Source organism: Pseudomonas sp. GW456-L13 (genome assembly GCF_017350115.1).
GTDB classification, from domain to species: Bacteria; Pseudomonadota; Gammaproteobacteria; order Pseudomonadales; family Pseudomonadaceae; genus Aquipseudomonas; species Aquipseudomonas jessenii.
The window spans coordinates 76,321-95,952 of sequence record NZ_JACNAS010000002.1 but is presented as its reverse complement, the minus strand read 5'-3'; the positions used below and the strand labels follow the sequence as shown (position 1 = coordinate 95,952).

General features: G+C 62.6%; 17 protein-coding genes and 1 pseudogene. 8 read left to right on the top strand and 10 right to left on the bottom strand.

From position 1 onward, the window contains the following. The first annotated feature begins 37 nt into the window (after nt 1-37). The 4 genes from lexA to J4D25_RS14510 are packed head-to-tail and all read left to right on the top strand — an operon-like array spanning nt 38 to nt 5,769. A complete protein-coding gene (gene lexA / locus J4D25_RS14525; RefSeq protein ID WP_057714341.1) occupies nt 38-655 on the top strand; it encodes a transcriptional repressor LexA in 618 nt (205 codons plus the stop codon). Then, entirely contained in the window at nt 655-1,272 is a 618-nt protein-coding gene (imuA, locus tag J4D25_RS14520; protein ID WP_057714343.1) for a translesion DNA synthesis-associated protein ImuA, read from the top strand. Before lexA ends, imuA begins: the two co-directional genes overlap by 1 nt. 7 nt (nt 1,273-1,279) lie before the next feature. Then, entirely contained in the window at nt 1,280-2,695 is a 1,416-nt protein-coding gene (locus J4D25_RS14515) for a DNA polymerase Y family protein (protein ID WP_057714345.1), read from the top strand. Next, nucleotides 2,671-5,769: an error-prone DNA polymerase gene (locus J4D25_RS14510; RefSeq protein WP_198530239.1), complete on the top strand. Its 3,099-nt coding sequence runs from the start codon at nt 2,671-2,673 to the stop codon at nt 5,767-5,769. Before J4D25_RS14515 ends, J4D25_RS14510 begins: the two co-directional genes overlap by 25 nt. A 13-nt stretch (nt 5,770-5,782) precedes the next feature. Here the strand turns inward: J4D25_RS14510 and J4D25_RS27005 are convergent. The 8 genes and pseudogenes from J4D25_RS27005 to J4D25_RS14475 form a co-directional block, all read right to left on the bottom strand. Further along, nucleotides 5,783-5,860 (bottom strand): annotated as a pseudogene (locus tag J4D25_RS27005) (outer membrane lipoprotein carrier protein LolA); the annotation flags it as partial. A 41-nt stretch (nt 5,861-5,901) separates the two neighbouring features. Continuing rightward, nucleotides 5,902-6,564 carry a flavin reductase family protein gene (locus J4D25_RS14505; protein WP_057714349.1) on the bottom strand — a complete coding sequence of 221 codons (663 nt, stop codon included), beginning with the start codon at nt 6,562-6,564 and terminating at the stop codon, nt 5,902-5,904. A gap of 12 nt (nt 6,565-6,576) precedes the next feature. Beyond that, complete coding sequence (locus J4D25_RS14500) at nt 6,577-8,064, bottom strand: amidohydrolase family protein (protein WP_057714351.1); 1,488 nt, start codon at nt 8,062-8,064, stop codon at nt 6,577-6,579. Beyond that, complete coding sequence (locus J4D25_RS14495; protein WP_057714353.1) at nt 8,061-9,257, bottom strand: amidohydrolase family protein; 1,197 nt, start codon at nt 9,255-9,257, stop codon at nt 8,061-8,063. Before J4D25_RS14495 ends, J4D25_RS14500 begins: the two co-directional genes overlap by 4 nt. 136 nt (nt 9,258-9,393) lie before the next feature. Next, nucleotides 9,394-10,461 carry an extracellular solute-binding protein gene (locus J4D25_RS14490; protein WP_057714355.1) on the bottom strand — a complete coding sequence of 356 codons (1,068 nt, stop codon included), beginning with the start codon at nt 10,459-10,461 and terminating at the stop codon, nt 9,394-9,396. A 16-nt stretch (nt 10,462-10,477) separates the two neighbouring features. After that, nucleotides 10,478-11,266 (bottom strand): ABC transporter permease, encoded by a 789-nt coding sequence (locus tag J4D25_RS14485; protein ID WP_057714357.1) that lies wholly within the window; start codon nt 11,264-11,266, stop codon nt 10,478-10,480. Continuing rightward, nucleotides 11,263-12,180, bottom strand: a complete 918-nt coding sequence (locus J4D25_RS14480) for an ABC transporter permease (protein WP_015094870.1) — start codon at nt 12,178-12,180, stop codon at nt 11,263-11,265. The genes J4D25_RS14485 and J4D25_RS14480 overlap by 4 nt, the downstream gene beginning before the upstream one ends. 1 nt (nt 12,181) lies before the next feature. Then, nucleotides 12,182-13,267, bottom strand: coding sequence for an ABC transporter ATP-binding protein (locus tag J4D25_RS14475; RefSeq protein WP_057714359.1), 1,086 nt, complete (start codon nt 13,265-13,267; stop codon nt 12,182-12,184). A gap of 140 nt (nt 13,268-13,407) precedes the next feature. Here J4D25_RS14475 and J4D25_RS14470 point away from each other — a divergent pair, with 140 nt between their 5' ends. The 4 genes from J4D25_RS14470 (at nt 13,408) to J4D25_RS14455 (ending at nt 17,162) form a co-directional block, all read left to right on the top strand. Next, nucleotides 13,408-14,097 (top strand): GntR family transcriptional regulator, encoded by a 690-nt coding sequence (locus J4D25_RS14470; RefSeq protein ID WP_007973313.1) that lies wholly within the window; start codon nt 13,408-13,410, stop codon nt 14,095-14,097. Nucleotides 14,098-14,323: 226 nt separating this feature from the next. Beyond that, on the top strand, nt 14,324-16,435 hold the full coding sequence (locus tag J4D25_RS14465) for a PAS domain-containing sensor histidine kinase (protein ID WP_079246740.1): 2,112 nt from the start codon (nt 14,324-14,326) through the stop codon (nt 16,433-16,435). Between the two features lie 224 nt (nt 16,436-16,659). After that, nucleotides 16,660-16,893, top strand: coding sequence for a DUF465 domain-containing protein (locus J4D25_RS14460; protein ID WP_057714363.1), 234 nt, complete (start codon nt 16,660-16,662; stop codon nt 16,891-16,893). Between the two features lie 107 nt (nt 16,894-17,000). Then, nucleotides 17,001-17,162, top strand: a complete 162-nt coding sequence (locus J4D25_RS14455) for a hypothetical protein (protein WP_173677945.1) — start codon at nt 17,001-17,003, stop codon at nt 17,160-17,162. A 144-nt stretch (nt 17,163-17,306) separates the two neighbouring features. Here the strand turns inward: J4D25_RS14455 and J4D25_RS14450 are convergent, their stop codons facing one another. Beyond that, the gene (locus tag J4D25_RS14450) at nt 17,307-18,386 is read right to left on the bottom strand and encodes an SMP-30/gluconolactonase/LRE family protein (protein WP_057714365.1); all 1,080 of its coding nucleotides are present in this window, start codon (nt 18,384-18,386) and stop codon (nt 17,307-17,309) included. Next, nucleotides 18,383-19,528 (bottom strand): SRPBCC family protein, encoded by a 1,146-nt coding sequence (locus tag J4D25_RS14445; protein ID WP_057714367.1) that lies wholly within the window; start codon nt 19,526-19,528, stop codon nt 18,383-18,385. The genes J4D25_RS14450 and J4D25_RS14445 overlap by 4 nt, the downstream gene beginning before the upstream one ends. Nucleotides 19,529-19,632: the final 104 nt, after the last annotated feature.

Sequence of the window (19,632 nt, the reverse complement as noted above, 5' to 3'; positions counted from 1 at the left end):
TGACGGTTCTTGCCAGGCAAAAGCCAAAAGAGTACAAATGTACTCCATGACGACTCTGACTCCCCGCCGTACCGCCATCCTGACCTTTATCCGCGATCGCATCGCCGAGCACGGTCAGCCTCCGAGCCTCGCTGAAATCAGCGAGGCGTTCGGTTTTGCCTCCCGCAGCGTGGCGCGCAAGCATGTGCTGGCGCTGACCGAAGCCGGGTTTATCGAGGTCAACCCGCATCAGGCCCGGGGCATTCGCCTGCTCGGGCCGCCGCCGCGTCCCGAGTTGCTGGACATTCCGGTGCTCGGCCGGGTGGCGGCCGGTGCGCCGATCGGGGCCGATGCGGAGGTCCATAGCCGCTTGCTGCTCGATCCGTCGATCTTCTCGCGGGTGCCGGACTACATGTTGCGGGTCCGGGGTGACTCGATGATCGAGGACGGCATTCTCGATGGCGATCTGGTGGGCGTGCACCGCAACCCCGAGGCGCTCAACGGCCAGATCGTCGTGGCACGACTCGACGGCGAAGTCACCATCAAGCGCTTCGAGCGGGTCGGCGATGTGGTTCGCCTGCTGCCACGCAACCCGGCCTACCAGCCGATCATTGTCGAGGCCGACCGGGACCTGGCCATCGAAGGCGTGTTCTGTGGCCTGGTGAGGCAAGGCTGATGGGTGCCGTCGTTGCGCTGGATACGCTGTTCAATGGCGGCCAGGTCTGGAAGGGCCGGCCTGCGCCACCGGCCGCCAGCCCGCAACCCACCGGGCATGCCGCGCTGGACGCCGCATTGCCCAGCGGAGGCTGGCCGGAGGCGGCGCTGACGGAAATCCTCTTGGCCGGGCAGGGCGTGGGCGAGTTGCAACTGGTGTGGCCGACGCTGGCACGGCTGTCGGCGGCGGGCGAGCGCATCGTGCTGGTGGCGCCGCCTTATGTGCCGTATCCCCAGGCGTGGCAGGGTGCCGGGGTCGATCTGCGTCAGTTATCGATCATCCAGGCCAGCGAGCGCGATGCGCTGTGGGCCGCGGAACAATGCCTGCGTTCGGGAAGTTGCGGCGCGGTGCTGTGCTGGCCGCACAAGGCCGATGACCGTGCCTTGCGCCGCTTGCAGGTGGCGGCGGAAACCGGCCAGACCCTGGCCTTCGCCTATCGCCCCCTCAGTGAAGCGATCAACCCTTCGCCGGCGGCCCTGCGCATTGCCATCGATGCCCGACCGGCACAACTGCGCGTGCTCAAGTGCCGCGGCGGCCTGGCCCGTTCGGCGCCGATTGCCTTCGCCGTGGGGCATTGAGGTTGCCATGCGCTGGGTCTGCATTGTTTTCCCGCAATTGGCGCTGGACGCGGTACTGCGTCAGCGCGCCGATCCCGAGGAACCCCTGGCGTTGCTGACCGGCCCGGCCCAGCGCCGGGTGCTGAAGGCCGTCAACGGCGCAGCGCGGGCGCTGGGCTTGCGTCCCGGCCAGTCCATGAGCGCGGCACAGGCCTTGAGCAAAGGCTTTGTCACGGCCGAATACGACGCCGCTGAAATCGAACACTGGCAGCAGTTTCTCGCCGCCTGGGCCTATCGCTTCAGTTCCCAGGTCAGCGTGCATTACCCCCGGGCCGTGGTGTTCGAGATCGAATCCAGCCTCGGTTTGTTCGGCGCCTGGCCGCAATTCGAAGCGCTTTTGCGCCGTGAGCTCGACGGACTGGGATTTCGGCACCGCATCGTGGCCGCGCCCAACCCGGTGGCGGCGCGGGTGCTGGCCAACGCCTATGACGGTCTGGTGGTGCCGGACGATCAAGCCTTGCAGCATCACCTGGGGCAAATGCCTGTCGACCGGATCGGTCTCGAAACCTCGGTCGCCACGGCCTTGTCGCGCATGGGCTTGCGCACCTTGAGCCAGGTGCAGGCACTGCCCCGGCATAGCCTGGCCCGGCGTTTCGAGGCTCAGGTGCTCAAGCATCTGGATGCCCTGTCGGGTTTGCGGCGGCTGGCGCTGGCGTTTTACCTGCCGCCGGACCGCTTCGATGTGCGGATCGAGCTCAATTTCGATGTGCAGTCCCATCAAGCCTTGCTGTTTCCGTTGCGCCGGTTGACCGGCGACCTGTCGGCGTTCCTCTGTGGTCGCGACAGCGGCGTACAGCGTTTCGACCTGCATCTGGAACACGCCGGGTTGCCGGATACGCTCATCAAGGTCGGCCTGCTCAGCGCCGAGCGCGATCCGGCGATGCTCTTCGAACTGGCCCGGGGGCGATTGGAGCAAGTCCAGGTCGAGGCGCCGGTGCGCGGCTTTCGCTTGCGCGCCGAGGATTTGCCGACCTTCGTACCCCAGTATCAGGAACTGTTTGACGATCGCCCGCAGCAGTCCTTGCCCTGGGAGCAACTGCGCGAACGCCTGCGTGCACGGCTGGGGGATGACGCGGTGCATGGTCTGCGCTTCCAGGCCGATCACCGCCCCGAGTGTGCATGGCAGGCCAGTGCCGACAGCCAGCCCTGCGCGGTGCCGGCCGCGGTGAAACGGCCGGGCTGGCTGCTGACTGAACCGCTGGCCGTGCATCAGGGCTCGGCGCGCATCCTCATGGGGCCGGAACGCATCGAGTCCGGTTGGTGGGACGGTGACGACGTACGCCGTGACTATTACCTGATCGAAACCCGTGCAGGCCAACAGGGCTGGGCCTACCGGGCGGTCGGTGAGGACGGCCCGCTGTGGTTGCAGGGCTGGTTCGCATGAGCATCGACTATGCCGAACTGCACTGCCTGTCGAACTTCAGCTTCCAGCGCGGTGCCTCCAGTGCCCTCGAGCTGTTCCAGCGCGCGAAAAAACAGGGTTATCAAGCCCTGGCGATCACCGACGAATGTACCCTGGCGGGCATCGTTCGCGCCTGGCAAGCGGCGAAGTCCGTGGAGTTGCCGCTGATCATCGGCAGTGAAATACGCATCGAGAACGGTCCGAAACTGGTGCTGCTGGTGGAGAGCCTCGAGGGTTATCAGGCGCTGTGCCGATTGATCACCTGCGCCCGGCGCCGCACGCAGAAAGGTCAGTATCAAGTGCTGCGCGAAGACTTCAGCGAACCGTTGCCGGGCCTGTTGGCGTTGTGGGTGCCGGACGCTGTCGATGCCTTTGAACAGGGGCGCTGGCTCAAACAGGTCTTCGCCGAGCGCGTGTGGCTGGCGGTGCAGTTGCACCGCGGTCAGGACGATGCCCGGCGCCTGAACGATCTGCTGAGCCTGGCCAGGGAGTTGCGTATTGCGGCCGTGGCCAGTGGCGATGTGCACATGCACGCTCGCGGCCGGCGCGCCTTGCAGGACACCATGACCGCGATCCGTCATCACCTGCCGGTGGCCGATGCCGGGTTGCGCCTGCATCCCAACGGCGAACGCCATCTGCGCAGCCTGGACGTGCTGGGGGAACTTTATCCGCCCGGCTTGCTGGCAGAAACGCTGAACATCGCCCGGCGCTGCACCTTTGATCTTGGCCAGTTGCGTTATCAATATCCTCGCGAACTGGTGCCAGAAGGGCACAGCGCAGAGTCCTGGCTGCGGGCGTTGACCGAGCGCGGCATGCGCGAGCGATGGCCCGACGGTGCAAGCGGAAAGGTTCGCGGGCTGATCGACAAGGAGCTCGGGCTGATCGCCGAGCTGGGTTATGAAAGCTATTTCCTGACCGTTCAGGACATCGTCGCCTTCGCCCGGCGCGAGAAAATTCTCTGCCAGGGCCGAGGCTCTGCGGCCAACTCGGCGGTGTGTTTCGCCCTGGGCATCACCGAGATCGACCCCGAGCGAATGAACATGCTGTTTGAGCGCTTTCTCTCCAGGGAGCGCAACGAGCCACCGGATATCGATGTGGACTTCGAGCACGAACGCCGCGAAGAAGTCTTGCAGTACGTGTTCCAGCGCTATGGTCGGACCCGCGCGGCACTGACAGCCGTGGTCAGCACTTACCATGCGGCCGGTGCGGTGCGCGATGTGGCCAAGGCGTTGGGTTTGCCGCCAGACCAGATCAATGCCCTGGCCGATTGCTGTGGTCACTGGAGTGATGAAACGCCGCCCGTGGAGCGCCTGCGTGAAGGCGGTTTCGACCCTGAAAGCCCGGTGTTGCGTCGGGTGTTGAGTTTGACACAGCAACTGATCGGCTTCCCCCGGCACCTGTCCCAGCACCCCGGCGGCTTCGTCATTTCCGAGCAGCCGCTGGATCACCTCGTGCCGGTGGAAAACGCCGCGATGGCCGAGCGCACCATCATCCAGTGGGACAAGGACGATCTCGATGCGGTCGGGCTGCTCAAGGTGGATATCCTGGCCCTGGGCATGCTCAGCGCGATTCGTCGCTGTTTCGACTTGCTGCGCCGTCATCGCAACCGGGACTTGAGCCTGGCAACGGTGCCCTCCGAGGACTCACAGACCTACGACATGATCGGTCGTGCCGACACCATCGGCGTGTTCCAGATCGAGTCCCGGGCGCAAATGTCGATGCTGCCCAGGCTTAAGCCCCGCAAGTTCTATGACCTGGTGATCGAGGTGGCCATCGTTCGCCCCGGACCTATCCAGGGCGGCATGGTGCATCCGTACCTGCGTCGTCGAAACAAGGAAGAGCTTGAAACCTACCCCTCCGAAGAGTTGCGGGAGGTGTTGAAACGCACCCTTGGCGTTCCTCTGTTTCAGGAACAGGTGATGCAGATCGCCATCGTCGCCGCCGACTACAGCCCCGGCGAGGCCGACCAGCTACGCCGCTCCATGGCTGCCTGGAAACGCCACGGCGGGCTCGAACCGCACAAGGATCGACTGGCCGCCGGCATGAAGAAAAAAGGCTACACGCCGGAGTTTGCCGCGCAGATCTTCGAGCAGATCAAGGGCTTTGGCAGCTACGGTTTTCCCGAGTCTCACGCGGCCAGTTTTGCCTTGCTGACTTACGCCAGTTGCTGGTTGAAATGCCACGAGCCGGCGGCCTTCGCTTGTGCGCTGATCAACAGTTGGCCGATGGGGTTCTACAGCCCGGACCAGATTCTGCAGGACGTCCGGCGCCATCATTTGCAGGTTCGCCCGGTGGACGTGCGCACCAGCGACTGGGATTGCAGTCTGGAACCGATCAGCGGTGCGCAACCGGCGATTCGCTTGGGGCTACGCATGATCAAGGGCTTTCGCGAGGACGATGCCCGACGCATCGAGGCGGCACGCTCCAAAGGGGCGTTTGCCGACATTGCCGACCTCGGCGAACGGGCGCGACTCGATGCCCGCGCCCAGGAGCAACTGGCCGATGCCGGCGCGTTGCGTGGCCTGGCCGGCGACCGGCATCGGGCACGTTGGGAAGTGGCCGGGGTACAAAAGCAGCTGGGTTTGTTTGCCGGCCTGCCGAGCCGGGAGGAGGACGCGGTGTCGTTGCCAAAGCCCACTGTGGGCGAGGACCTGCAAGCCGATTACGCCAGTGTCGGCACCACCCTCGGGCCGCATCCGTTGGCCCTGTTACGCGGTGAGTTGAAGGCGCGGCGCTGCCGCAGTTCGAAGGAGTTGCTGGACGTCGAGCACGGTCGGCCAGTCAGCGTTGCCGGGCTGGTCACCGGCCGACAACGCCCGGCCACCGCCAGCGGCGTGACGTTCGTCACCCTTGAGGACGAGTTCGGCAACGTCAACGTGGTGGTGTGGCGCGACCTGGCCGAGCGTCAGCGCCAGGTGCTGGTCGGCTCGCAGTTGCTCAAGGTCGATGGGCGCTGGGAGAAAGAGGGTGAGGTCCGGCATCTGATAGCCGGACGCTTGAGTGATTTGAGCCCGCTACTGGACGGTATCAGTGTGCGCAGTCGCGATTTCCGCTGACGACGCGTTCCCCTGTAGGAGCGAGCTTGCTCGCGATGAACCTGAGAGCGCCGCGGGGTGTCAGGTTACCAGCGGTATCGTTGACGACCATCGCGAGCAAGCTCGCTCCTACAGGTTTTGTGCAATCTCTGGTTATTTGGTGGCAGGCCAAAACCGTTCCCCACCCCCCGGCGCATCCGTCCAGGCCTGCAACGAGCGTGTCGGTAAGTCGAAGTAATCCCGCGTGCGCGCATAGCCATGCCCGCCCATGCGTCCGATCGCATCCAGCCCCAACTGGTCGATGTACAGGGTTTTCGGATCGATCAGTTCGTCACGCACATGGGCCATCAGCACTTCACCAAAGATGATCTCCCGGGATTGGCCGATGGACAGGGCCATCATCCGGCGGCACTCCAGCGCCACCGGAGCTTCGCCGATGCGCGGGCATTTGACCGTGGTGCCGGGGATGGCGGTGAGGCCGGCGGCGGTCAGTTCGTCGAAGCCGGGGGCGAAGGGCACGGCGCAGACGTTCATGGCTTCCACCAGGGCATCGCTGACGATGTTTACGGTGAATTCCTGATTGAGCTGGATATTGCGAGTGGTGTCCTTGGGGCTTTGGTCGCCGTAGTTTTCCACGCCCAGGGCGAGGATCGGTGGATCGGCGGAAAGCGCATTGAAGAAGCTGAACGGTGCCGCGTTGATCCGGCCTTCGCCGTCGACGGTGGTGACCAGGGCTATCGGCCGTGGCACGACGCTGCCGATCAGGATCTTGTATTTGTCCCGTGGGCTCAATGTGCTGAAGTCGAAGCTTTGCATGGGCAGAAATCTCTAGAGAAGTGGATCAATCGCGCTCAGTGGCGCCTGTGCGCTGTAGTCGTCGGCGAACGGGATGGCGGGCTGGAACAGGCTTTTCCAGTCCGGTTGGCCAAAGGCCCGGTCGCTGTGGCTGCGCATCAATTTTTCGAATTGGCGTTGGGCCTGGCGTTGCAGGGCGGGGTAGTCGAGGCCCTCGACCTGGCCGTCCCGCATCACGCAGCGGCCGTCGATGTAGCTGGCGATACAGTCGTCACCGCGACCGGCCAGAACAAGATTTTTCAGTGGATCGAATAGCGGCCCCAGGTGCATCCCGCGCAGGTTGAACACGGTGATGTCGGCCTTGGCCCCGGGCGCCAGGCGTCCGAGATCGTCGCGGCCCAGTGCCTTGGCACCGCCGAGGGTCGCGGCGTTGTACAGGTCCAGCGTGCTGGTCAGATCGTTACCGCCTTCCATAAGGCGAGCGATGTTCAAGCCCTGGCGCATGTTGTCCAGCAAGTCCGCGGGCCAGGTGTCGGTGCCCAGGGCGAAGTTGATGCCTTTGGCCCGATAGCGACCAAACGAATTCAGCGCCTCGCCGTCCCGGGCAAACACCACCGGGCAATGCACCAGGCTTGCGCCACCATCCACCACCCGTTGCAGGTCGTCATCGCCTCGGGTGTAGATGCCGTGGGGCAGCAGGCTGCGCGGGGCCAAAAGCCCAAGTTGCTGCAACCAGCCCAGTGGCGAGGTGCCGTGCAGTTGCTCGACCATCGCCACTTCACCGAGGCCCTGGCAGCAGTGCAAACGCATCGGTGCGTTGAGTTCCCGGCTCAGCGCGGCGGTGCGTTGCAGCAACGCCGGGGTGCAGGTCTGGATGCGATCGGGCAGCAGTGCACCGCGAATCAGGCCGTTGTGCGCGCCGTCGAAATCCCGGAAAAACCGCTCGGCGGCGTCGAGCCCGGCCATGCCCCGGGCTTTGTCCCAGTGGTGCGCCAGGGTTCCATCGGCCTGCCAGTAACTCATGCCGCTCATGTAGCAGGGACCGAGGTAAGCGCGTAACCCCAGTTCGGCGGCCACACCTGCCACCGCCGCAAATTCGTCGTAGGTCTCGGCCCACTCGCGGTAATACATCGAGGTGATCGGCATGGCCGTGGTGATGCCGTTGCGGATCAGTTGGGTGAAGGCGTAGCGGTATTTGAAGACTTCTTCTTCGGGGCTGTAGCTTTCCCGCGATCCACGCGCCAGATACTGCGCCGACCACATCCGGCCCATGTCGCGCTCGTCGCCGTTGTCCAGGGTCAGCACCGTGGAATCGAGATCGCCCAAGGCATCCAGATCGATGAAGCCGGGACCGATCAGCGCATTGCCGTAATCAACCCACTGATCCACCGGCCCCGCATAACCACGACCGACAAACTCGATGCGTGCGCCTTCGAACACCACTTCGCCATCGCGCCACAACACATGCCGCGTGCCGTCGAAGCCGACTACGCAACTGGCCCGCAAACCGATGCGCTTCACAAACGGCTTTCCAGCAAGCGACCACCCGCGGCAATCAACTGGCCCGCGCGATAGACCTGGCGCAGCGGCCGCGAAACCACCGCCTCACCCAGTGTTTGTACCGGCATCAACAGGAAGTCCGCCGGCTGGCCAATCTCCAGGCAATTGGCTTGGCAACCCAGCGCCTGGGCGCCGTTGACGGTCGCCGCCTCGAACGCTGCCGCCAGTTCTTCGTCCTTGTTCAAGTCGAAGCGGAACGCGAGAAACATCGCCCGCTCCAGCATGTCGCCGTTGCCCATGGGCGACCAGGCATCACGAATACCGTCCGAGCCCAGGCACACATTCACGCCGGTTTCGCGCAGGGCCAGGAACGGCGGCACCGCGCAATCGGCCGGGGCCGAGCTCATCAGCGAAATGCCCAATGTGGCCAGACGTTCGGCCACCGGTTTGACCTGGCTCCACGGCAACATCCCCAGGCAGTACGCGTGGCTGATCATCACCCGGCCTTGGCGGCCGAAGCGCTCGGTGTAGTCGGCAATCAGGGCGATCTGCCACAGCCCCAGCTCACCTTTGTCATGCAGGTGAATGTCGACGCCCCGGTCGAATTCGCTGGCCAGTTTGAAGACGAAATCCAGTTGTGCGACAGGGTCGTTATCGATACCACACGGGTCCAGCCCGCCGACGTTCTCCACGCCCAGGGCCATGGCTTCGCGCATCAGTTCGGCGGTGCCGGGGCGGCTGATCAAACCCGTCTGCGGGAACACCACCAGTTGCAGGTCGATCAGGTCGCGGTAGTTTTGACGCAGTTGCTGCATGGCCTCGACATGCCGCAGGCCGAATTCCGGGTCGATGTCGACGTGGCAACGCATGGTCAGCGAGCCGCGGGCGATGCAGTTTTCCAGCAGGGCGCCGGCGCGTTGCGCAATCGGTGTGGTGACTTCACGCAGGATGCGCCGTTCGTTGGCGATGTAGTCCTTGAGGGTCGGGCCGGCACTGTTGGGGCGCCAGGGCTGGCCCCAGAGGGTTTTGTCCAGGTGTACGTGGCTTTCCACCAGGGCGGGGGTGAGCAACTGGTTCTGGCCGTCGATGTCGGTGGTCGACAGGGCTTCGTTCGAAGCGGGGCGGCGTTGGCTGAAGCGGCCGTTTTCGATCAGCAGGTCTTCGGCGGTGGCGCCGTAGGGGCGCACGTTGCGCAGCCAGCGGGGTTGATTCATTGCAAACCTCAAATTCAATGGTGTCTTGGCGGGCCTCATCGCGAGCAAGCTCGCTCCCACAGTAGATCTTTGACGTTCACAAAATCCCTGTGGGAGCGAGCTTGCTCGCGATGGGCGCGACTCGGTCGAAAGGCAATCAGCCCTTGAGCTTGGCCCAAATGCGGTCCTGCAGCTCCCGCGCCTTGTTGCTGCATTCCTTTTCCGGGCGCAGGCGCGCGGCGAATTCGTCGGGCATGTTGATGGCGTCCATCACCCGCCATTTGGCGTCGATCAGCTTGTCGCTCTGGATGCCGTTGGCGTAGGCGATGGCGTTGGACACGGCGGCGGCGTTCTCCGGTTTCATCATCCAGTCGATGAAGATCTTCGCGTTGCCGGGGTGCGGTGCGCTTTTCGGTACGGCGAAGTTGTCCTGGAACATCGCCAGGCCTTCCTTCGGATACACGTATTTGATCGTGCTCTTCTGCAGGGTGGCCCGCGCTGTAGAACCGTTCCAGTTCTGCATCATGATCACTTCACCGCTGGCCATGCGGTCGACGGTGTTGTCCGAGCTGTACATCTTCAGGAAGGGTTTCTGTTTTTGCAGCAGTTCGAGGATGCGCTTGGCGTCCTGCGGGTTTTCGCTGCACTCGTCGACATTCAGGTAGTGACTGGCGGCGTTGATCACGCTGCTGGAGGTGTCGAGGGCGGCGAGCTGACCTTGCAGTTCCTTTCGCGGCTCGAAGAACTCTTTCCACGAGTCGTCGAGCTTGCCGCCGGGCACCCGGGCGCTGTCATAGGAGAACCCGGTGGTGCCCCACAGGTACGGTGCCGAGAACTTGCGGCCCGGGTCGAAGCTCGGGTCGCGGAACGCCGGTTTGACGTACTGGAAGTTGGGCAGGGCCGAGGCGTCGATTTCCAGCAGCAGGTCCTGGTTGATCAGGGTGCGCATGATCGATTGCGACGGCACGATCACGTCGTACGCCGCGCCGCCGGCCTGCAACTTGGCCAACAGGGTTTCGTTGCTGTCGTAGCCGTCCATGGTGACCTTGATCCCGGTCTCCTTTTCGAACTTGGCCAATAGTTCCACCGGGTAGTAGTCGGTCCAGTTGTAGAAGAACAGTTCCTTGGGCTCGGCGGCCTGGGCGCTGAACGCCGTGAACGCGGTGAAGCAACTCAAGGCCAGACCGGCAACGGCGAAACGCATGCTTTTCACTTTCTTGCTCATATAGAAGTCTCCAGGCTTATTGTTGTTTGCCGCGCTGTCCCAGCCAGAAGGCCAGCACTACCAGCACGATGGAAATCACCAGCATCAGGGTCGAGATCGCGTTGATCTCCGGTGTTACGCCGGCCTTGATCGCCGAGAAGATGTACACCGGCAGGGTTGTGGAGCCGGGACCCGCGACGAAGAAGGTCATGATGAAATCGTCGAGGCTGACCACGAACGCCAGCACCGAACCGGACAGCACCGCCGGCCACAGCAGCGGCAAGGTCACCCGGCGAAACACCTGCCAGGGGTTGGCGTACAGGTCGTTCGCCGCTTCCAGCAGGCTCTTGTCCAGGTCATTGAGCCGCGCGCGGATCGGCAGGTAGGCGAAGGGAATGCAGAAGCCGATGTGCGCGACGATCACCGTCAGCAGACCGAGCTTGATCCCCAGTGCCATGAACAGCAGCAGGGTGGCCACGGCGGTGACGATCTCCGGCAGGATCAGTGGCAGGTTGATCCCGCCCTCGACCATTTTCTGTCCGTAGAACGGCCGGTAGGTCGCCAGTGCCGCGAGCAGGGCAATCGCCGTGGCGCAGACCGTAGCGATGCTGGCGACGATGATCGAGTTGAGCGCCGCGGTCTGGATCGACGGGTTGGCCAGGATTCGCCCGTACCAGTCGAACGAGAACTCGGTCCACACCGTCGCCGAGCGGTTGGCGTTGAAGCTGTAGGCGATCAATACAAAGATCGGCAGGTACAGGTAGGCCAGCATCAACAGGCTGACTTCACGGGTCAGGGGCAGTTTCTTCAGGTGCAGGGCGATCATGCTTGTGCTCCCGGGCGTTGGGTCTTGGCGGCATTGCGGCTATAGAGGGCGTAGAGCACCAGGGACAGCAACATGATCCCCAGCAACAGGAACGACAGCGAACTGCCCAGCGGCCAGTTGCGCGCGGTACCGAACTGCTGCTGGATCAGGTTGCCGATCATCAGCGTCTTGCCGCCGCCAAGGATCGCCGGGGTAATGAAGGCGCCCAGGCTTGGCACGAACACCAGCAAGGCACCTGCGATCACCCCCGGCATCGACAGTGGCAGGATGATCCGCCGCAACGCGTGCCAGCGATTGGCACCCAGGTCATAGGCGGCTTCCACCAGACGCCAGTCGAGTTTTTCCAGGGTCGAGTAGATTGGCAGGATCATGAACGGCAGGAAGCTGTAGACCAGGCCGACGCTGACCGCGAAGTCGTTGTAGAGCAGGGTGATGCCACCGGCTTGGGGGAACAGCGCGTTGAGGCTTTGGGCGACCCAGCCGTGCTCGCGCAGGATGATCAGCCAGGCGTAGTTGCGGATCAGCAGGTTGGTCCAGAACGGGATGGTGATCAGCAACACCATCAGGTTGCGTCGACGGGGTGTCAGGCTCGACATCCACAACGCCACGGGGAAGCCGAACAGGAAACACAGGACCGTGGTGCCACCGGCCTGGAACACCGAACGCAGCAATGCCTGGGCGTAGACCCAGTTCAGCTCCAGTTCGCCGTCGAAACCTTCCTGGAAAAACAGTTGCACGTAGCTTTGCAATTGCCAGTCGGCCTGCCAGTCGACGCCGCCATAGACGTTGCGCGGCAGCAGGCTGATGTAGCCCATGATGCCCAGCGGAATGGCGATCAGGGCCAGCAGGGTCAGGACCACCGGGCTGAGCAACAGTGCGCGGTTGAGGGCTGGGGAAGTGCTGCTGACGCTCATCTCAGGCCTCCATCAACAGGCAGGCGTGGGGCGGCAGGTTGACCGCGACGCGATCACCCACCACCCGACCGTGGTTCAGGCCTTCGTTGTTCTCGCGCAGCATGACCTTGATGTCGTTGTTCAGGCGGCATTGATAGAGCGTGGCCGTGCCGACATACAGCACGGCCTCGATCACACCGCGCAGATGATGCGGTTGGGTCGGCTCGACCAGTTGCGAACGCTCGGGGCGGAACGCCAGTTGCACCTTGCTGCCGTCAAAGCCCTGGGCCGGGCAGGGGATTTCCACGGGCATGCCGTTGGGCACGAAGAGCTTTTCGTTCTGTTGGCCACGTTTGATATGGCCGGGAAGGAAGTTTATGTCGCCGATGAATTGCGCGACGAACTGGTGTTGCGGCCGTTCGTAGATTTCATTGGGCGAGCCGATTTGCAGGATCTTGCCGGCGGACATCACGGCGATGCGATCGGACAGGGTGAGCGCTTCCTCCTGATCGTGGGTGACGAAAATGAAGGTGATCCCGGCTTCTTTCTGCACGCGCTTGAGTTCGACCTGCATTTCCTTGCGCAGTTTGAGGTCCAGGGCCGACAGCGGTTCGTCGAGCAACAGCACTTTGGGCTTTGGCGCCAGGGCTCGGGCCAGAGCCACCCGTTGCTGTTGGCCACCGGACAGCTCGGCCGGTTTACGCTTGGCCAGGTGCTGCATTTGCACCAGCGCGAGCATCTCATCGACCCGCTGCGGAATCAGTTTGCGATCAAGGCCCTGCATCTCGAGGCCGAAGGCGATATTCTGCGCAACACTCATGTGCGGAAACAGCGCGTAACTCTGGAACACCGTGTTGACCCGACGCTTGAACGGCGGCAAATCGTTGACCGGCTCGCCCGCGAGGCGGATCTCACCGTCGCTGACATGCTCGAAGCCGGCGATGGTGCGCAGCAGGGTGGTTTTGCCGCAGCCGGAGGGGCCGAGCAGGGTGAAGAATTCGTTGTCGGCAATGTCCACCGAGACGTTATCGAGGGCTGGTGCCAGCCCCGGATCGTCGGAATATCGCTTTGAGACGTTTCGCACTTCGATTGCTGTTGGATGACCCATTATGGTGCATTCCTCTAATTATTGTATGCAAAATCTGGATGCAATTTAGAAATACCCGGATTAATCTGTCCGTGCAAGCCCCTTTTTCAATGGCTGTTCATTCGCCAGGGTCGTTTGCACAGGGCGCAAGGAGTTGATGAATGACGGAAAAGAAACTGGAAACTACGGTCGACCGCGTCTACCAAGGGGTTTACGAGGCGATCAGCAAGCGTTCGTTGCGTCCGGGCATGAAGCTCGGCGAAGCCTCTTTGGCCGAGCTGTTCAATGTCAGCCGCACGTCTGTCCGGGCCGCGCTCAAGCAATTGGAGGCCGACGGACTGGTCACCACCGAGCCCAATAAAGGTGCGTCGGTGTCGCTGCCCAGTGACGAAGAGATCCGTTCGCTGTTCGAAACCCGTCGCCTGGTCGAGATCGGCATCGTCAGCGAACTGTGCCGTCGGCGTGATACGGCGGTGACCCAGGACCTGCGCGATCACTTGCTGCTGGAAGATGAAGCGCATCAGAGCGGTGATCATGAACGGCTGATTCACCTGCTTGGCGAGTTCCACATCAAACTGGCCCGCAGCCTGAACAACCCGGTACTGCTGGACTGGTTCCAGAAGCTGATTTCCCGGGCGTCGCTGTATGCCGCCGCTCTGGATGACGACAGCCACGAAGCCTGTCGCGACGACGAACACCTGCGGCTGATCGAATACATCGAAGCAGGCAACCAGAGTGCGGCCATCGAACTGACCTGCATGCATTTGAATGGCATCGAGAAGGCCATTCTGGATGTCGCGGCCACCCTGAAAAGCAGTTACAACCCGCTAAAGCACTTGATCGAGGTGTAGTGCACGGACTCTCGGTTACCGAGGACCAAATTGTGGGAGCGGGCTTGCTCGCGAAAGCGGTGTATCAGCAGACGAATATGTTGAATGACACACCGCCTTCGCGAGCAAGCCCGCTCCCACAAGGGATCTCCAGTGGCCCGCGAGAATCAGCTATACCTCTATGAAACGAATAGCGTGCAGGATGCTCGAAACAAACGGGTGCAACTTACCGGGATAGAGCCAGCCGATGCAGTTTCTAGAGGAAAGCCACGGGTGCTCCGGGTGGAACGGCGAAATGGCCGGGCGCATTCGTGCGTTCGACTGGAGCCGGACCGAACTTGGCCCGCTCGATTCATGGTCCAGGAGCCTGAGCAGCGCGGTGCAGTTGATGCTCGCGTCCCCACTGCCGATGGTGATGCTCTGGGGCCAGTCCGGGTACATGATCTATAACGACGCTTATTCCAAGTTTGCCGGTGGGCGTCATCCGTATCTGCTCGGCTCTGCCGTGGAACTGGGTTGGCCGGAAGTTGCCGAATTCAATCGCCACGTGGTCGACACCTGCCTGGCGGGCGGCACCTTGTCCTATCGCAACAAAGAACTGGTGCTGCTGCGTGACGGGGTTCCGGAAGATGTCTGGATGGACCTCTACTACAGCCCGGTGGCCGACGATGACGGGCGCCCGGCCGGGGTCATGGCCATGGTGGTGGAAACCACCGATCGGGTGATCTCCGAACACCGGCGACAGGCGGCTGAAGACGCCTACCGCGCCGACAACGAACGGGTACGCCTGGCGCTGAACGCCGGCGCCTTGCTCGGTTCCTTTGTCTGGGACATCAAGGCCAACGTGCTGTCGGGTGACGAGCGCTTCGCTCGCGCGTTCTCTTATCCACCCGGGCAAGACCTGCAAAACCTGTCTCAGGAAATCGCTGAAAGCCGGATCCATCCGGATGACCGCAGTTGGGTTCAGGAACGAGTCAGACTGTCGGTGGAGACGGGCGAGCCCTACAACGTCGAATACCGGATCCGGCGCCCGGATGGCAGCTACCTCTGGGTACTCGCCAGTGGTTGTTGCGAGTTCAATGAGCAGGGCGAGGCGTTTCGTTTCCCCGGCGTGCTGATCGACATCCACGAACGCAAGACCGCCGAAGAGTCCCTGCTCAAGTTCACCCGCAACCTGGAACAGCGGGTGGCCGATGAGGTCGAGGCGCGGCTGGCGGCGGAAGAACAACTGCGCCAGTCACAGAAGCTCGAAGCCATCGGCGGTCTCACCGGTGGTGTGGCCCATGACTTCAACAACCTGTTGCAAGTGATCGCCGGCAACCTGCACTTGCTCGCGCGTCATGAGCCGGGTAACGCCAATGTGCAGCGCCGGGTCTCGGCGTCGATTGCCGCTGTCGAGCGCGGTGCCAAGCTGTCTTCGCAATTGCTGGCATTCGCCCGCCGCCAACCGTTGTCACCCGCGGTCTTCACCTTGCGGCAGATTTTCGATGGCCTGGCGGAGCTGTTGCTGCGTGCCCTGGGTGAAACCCTTCAGGTTCACATGACGGCACCCGAAGATTCCTGGAATGTGTTTGTCGATCGCAACCAACTGGAAAACGCCATTCTCAATCTGGCGATCAATGCCCGTGACGCCCTTCAAGGCGAGGGCAGGATTGACCTGTGCGCGGAAAACATCGTCCTCGATCGCAAATTTTGCGCCGCAAAGGGCATTGCCCCCGGGGACTATGTACGGGTGTCCGTGACGGATACCGGCGTCGGCATGCCGCCGCAGGTGCTGGCCCAGGCGTTCGAGCCGTTCTTCACCACCAAGGCCGACGGGCAGGGCACCGGCTTGGGCTTGAGTATGGTGTTTGGCTTCGTCAAGCAGAGTGGCGGTCATATCGAAATCGCCAGCGACGTGGGGCGGGGGACCCGGGTGCAGCTGTACTTCCCCCGCACCTTGCGCGCGGCACCCAGCGAAACGCCGGGCCCTGATGTGCCGCAACGGGGCGGGCACGAACGCATCCTGGTGGTCGAGGACAATGAGGCTGTGAGGGTATCGGCGGTGGAGTTGTTGCGCGAGGAGGGCTATCAGGTCCTCACGGCCACCAACGGTGACGTCGCCATGCAAATGTTGCTGGAAGGGCTGGCGGTGGACCTGATTTTCACCGATGTGGTCATGCCCGGCCTGATCAAGAGTTCGGACCTGGCGGCCTGGGCGAAAGTGCAGGAGCCACCGGTGGCTGTGTTGTTCACCTCGGGGCATACCCGCGACATCATCTCGCGCAATCACCAGCTCAGCCCCGACACCCACCTGCTGAGCAAACCCTACAACCCCGAGGCACTGACGCAGATGGTGCGCACGGTGCTTAACGGCTGACAAAAACAGGTGATTCTCCACGCAGGTTTTCAAAGGTGACCGAGTGATCGTCAACCCGTGGAGGCGCCGGTGCAGGCAAGGTTTTATCGCATTGGCGACCGGACGACGAACGGACACCGCTGGTCTGACAGGTGGTCGACAGAACGGGCTAACCGAGGCCATTCTGATAGTTGGTGAACGCAATTGATCGCGTTTCGCTGCCGATCAACAAACGGAGGTGTTCCATGCCGGTGCCCCATGACCTTTATCAGGATCTGAAACGCTCAAAGGAAGAAGTCCAGCAGAAACGCACCAAGGATCCGTTACTGGATTCACTGCTTAACAAGTATTCCCAGGCGGATGCCGAAGTGGTGAAAGCAGAGGAGGCCAAGTCCAACGATGACACCGTAAGGAAGCTCAAGGAGGCACGTCTGCTGGTCAAGGACAAGATCGTCAAGCAACTTGGCTCGTCGTCCTGACCCAGCGAGCTGCCACCGACGACCGGTGGCGGGAAAGTTGGAACGGCATCACAACCGGCACCTCGAATGTTCAGAGACCGCTGTTATGGCTCTCAACGAGGTGCCTCATGACCCAGCCCAAATACCCCAGCGAACAACAGGGTGGCTACGACCCGATCCCCACTCATCCCGAACCCCTGAGCCCCGAACACACCACAGTCAATCCCGAGGAAGAGCCGGGCATCGATGAGTGGCCGGATGATGAGGGTGTCGACATCGATCCAGAATGAACACCGCCCTCTGTAGGAGCGAGCTTGCTCGCGATGGTCGTTAACGATGCCGTATGTTTACTGACTAAACGCAGTGCATTTGAGTCCATCGCGAGCAGGCTCGCTCCTACAGGGGGGCTTCGGTGAGTTCAGGAAGGGGACTGTTCATTGCAATGCCTTACTTAGCGGCAATCGCACCATGTTCCGGGCTTTCAGCGAACCGAAATACAACCAGTCCCCATACTCGCGCACGGTAGTGATGGGGGAGTAATTGTCGCTGCTGCCGTCCTGCAGGTTGGCGATCACTTTGCCATCAAGGTCCAGGCCCAGGGCAAATCCGTGTTTTTCCACGGGCTTGGGCAAGACGGTCATGGCCCGCACGATCATCTTGCGCACGAACGGATGCGCCGCCGTGGCGTCGAGCAAGGAGTTTCGGGGGGCATACAGCGCCACCCAGAACCGGTCGTGGCCATTGAACGACAGGTTGTCCGGCAGCCCTGGCAGGTTGTCGATAAACAGGTCGTGGGTGCCGGCCTTCGGACCGCTGAGCCAATAACGAGTGATGCGGTAGGCGCCGGTTTCATTGACCAGTACATAGGCATCGTCCGGCCCCAGGGTCACGCCGTTGGCAAACTCCAGCTTATCCAGCACAACCGAGGTTTTGCCGGTCTGGAAGTCGTAGCGCAGCAGTCGACCGTCGCCGCCGTGTTCGATCACGGCCTCACCGTCGTGGCCATAGCCGAAGCGGCTCGAAGCATCGCTGAAATAAGCGTAGTGACCGGGTTTGTCGATGGCCACGTCGTCGGTAAAACCGAAGGGAACGCCGTCGGCCTCTGTGGTCAAGGCCACCAGGCGTCCCTGGGCGTCGAGGGACAACAAGCCTTTGACGGCATCGGCGATCACCAGCAGGCCATTGGGATGCCGGGCCAGGCCCAGTGGCCGGCCACCGGTATCGGTCAGGATACTGGTGGTCTTGCCGTCCAGGCTCGTACGGATCAGGCGCCCGTCGTGCAGGCCGGTGATGAGCGTGTCGTTTTCCAGTAACAAGGCTTCCGGCCCGTCGATATTGGCGGCGCCGACGCGTTCCACCTCCTTGAGCCGCTGATTGTCGGCGTAGATTCCGCTGGTGAGGGACGGCGCGGCTTGTGGTGTCCAGGCCACCGGCCGCACCTTGGTGGGCATCAGCAGCAGGAAGGCGCCGATGACGACGATGACCAGCAACAGACATTTGAAGGTTCTGCTCACACGCCGACTCCTGTCGCGGCCAGATACTTCTGTGCCATGTCGCGCAATGCCAGCATCGACGCCGCCGATTCCCGGTCGATGCGCCGCTTGAGCAACAAGCGGTTGGCAATGCGCATTGCCAGGCCGCTGAATTGATATTCCAGGGTACGGACGAAACGTGTGTCTTCGCCTGTGGCATCGCATTCATAGGTCACCACCAGCGACAGGCCGTGGTCACCCCGGGCCTCGGCGCTCCAGCGCCGCCCGGGCAGGTACTCCGCCACCTCCCAGCGCAAGTGCCCGTCGCGCCCGCCGGCATGGATGTCTTCCTCGAAACGTGCGCCGGCATGCAGCGGGCCTTTTGGCCCGTCGATGCGCAGCGACGACGGATGCCATTGCGGCCAAAGGGTCACGGTGCTGGCGTAGGCAAGTACCTGGATCGGGTTTCCGGCAATGACAACCTGATGCTGCATGCGGGTCATGGGGGGGCTCGTCGGGTTGAGCGGTTCAGGTTCAGGCTCCCAATAGAGGGTGCCGAACAGGTAGTCCATCAGCGGGAAAACGATGTTGAAATTACGCGCCTGCATCAGTTCACGGCGGTGGTGCAGTTCGTGCAGGCGGCGCATCTGGCGGATCCACGGCAGCCGTGTGAGCGGGTTGCGCGACGGCAGATGCTCGCAGGCATGAAACACTTCATAAGTCAGGTAGCCGAGGACAAGAAGGCCGCCGACCAATCCGGCGACGTTGGTATTGATGTGCTTGAGCAGCCACCAGAGGGGCAGGGCGACGGCGAGGGTGTGCAGCACGATCAGCCACGCCGGAAACAGAATCACCCGCCAGTCGCGGGCGCTGTCGTAGGTCATGTGGCCGGGGGTGAAGAAGCTGTGGTGGTCGCCTGCGTGACGGGCGTAAAACAGCCGGGCGAAGCTCTTTTTATGATGCCCCAGGTGGCGATGCACCATGTACACACCGAGGTTGAACAGCAGCAGCGTGACGGGCACCGCCAGCCATTCCGCTGGCCGCACCTGATGTACGTTGCTCCAGAAGACGCTGATTGCCAGTGCCCCGAACACCAGGACAAACGCGCCATGCAGCCAGGGGTTGTAGAGCGGATGAATGTCGGCGCGGTAACGGCCGCGGAATCCTTCGGTGGTCTGCCTCACTGCAATCACCTGTCGTTTTTGTTATCTCTTTCAGATTAGCCGATCCCGGTGATTTGACGGACCGAACCTTAAGGACACAACGGCCATGATCCGGTGCAAACCGG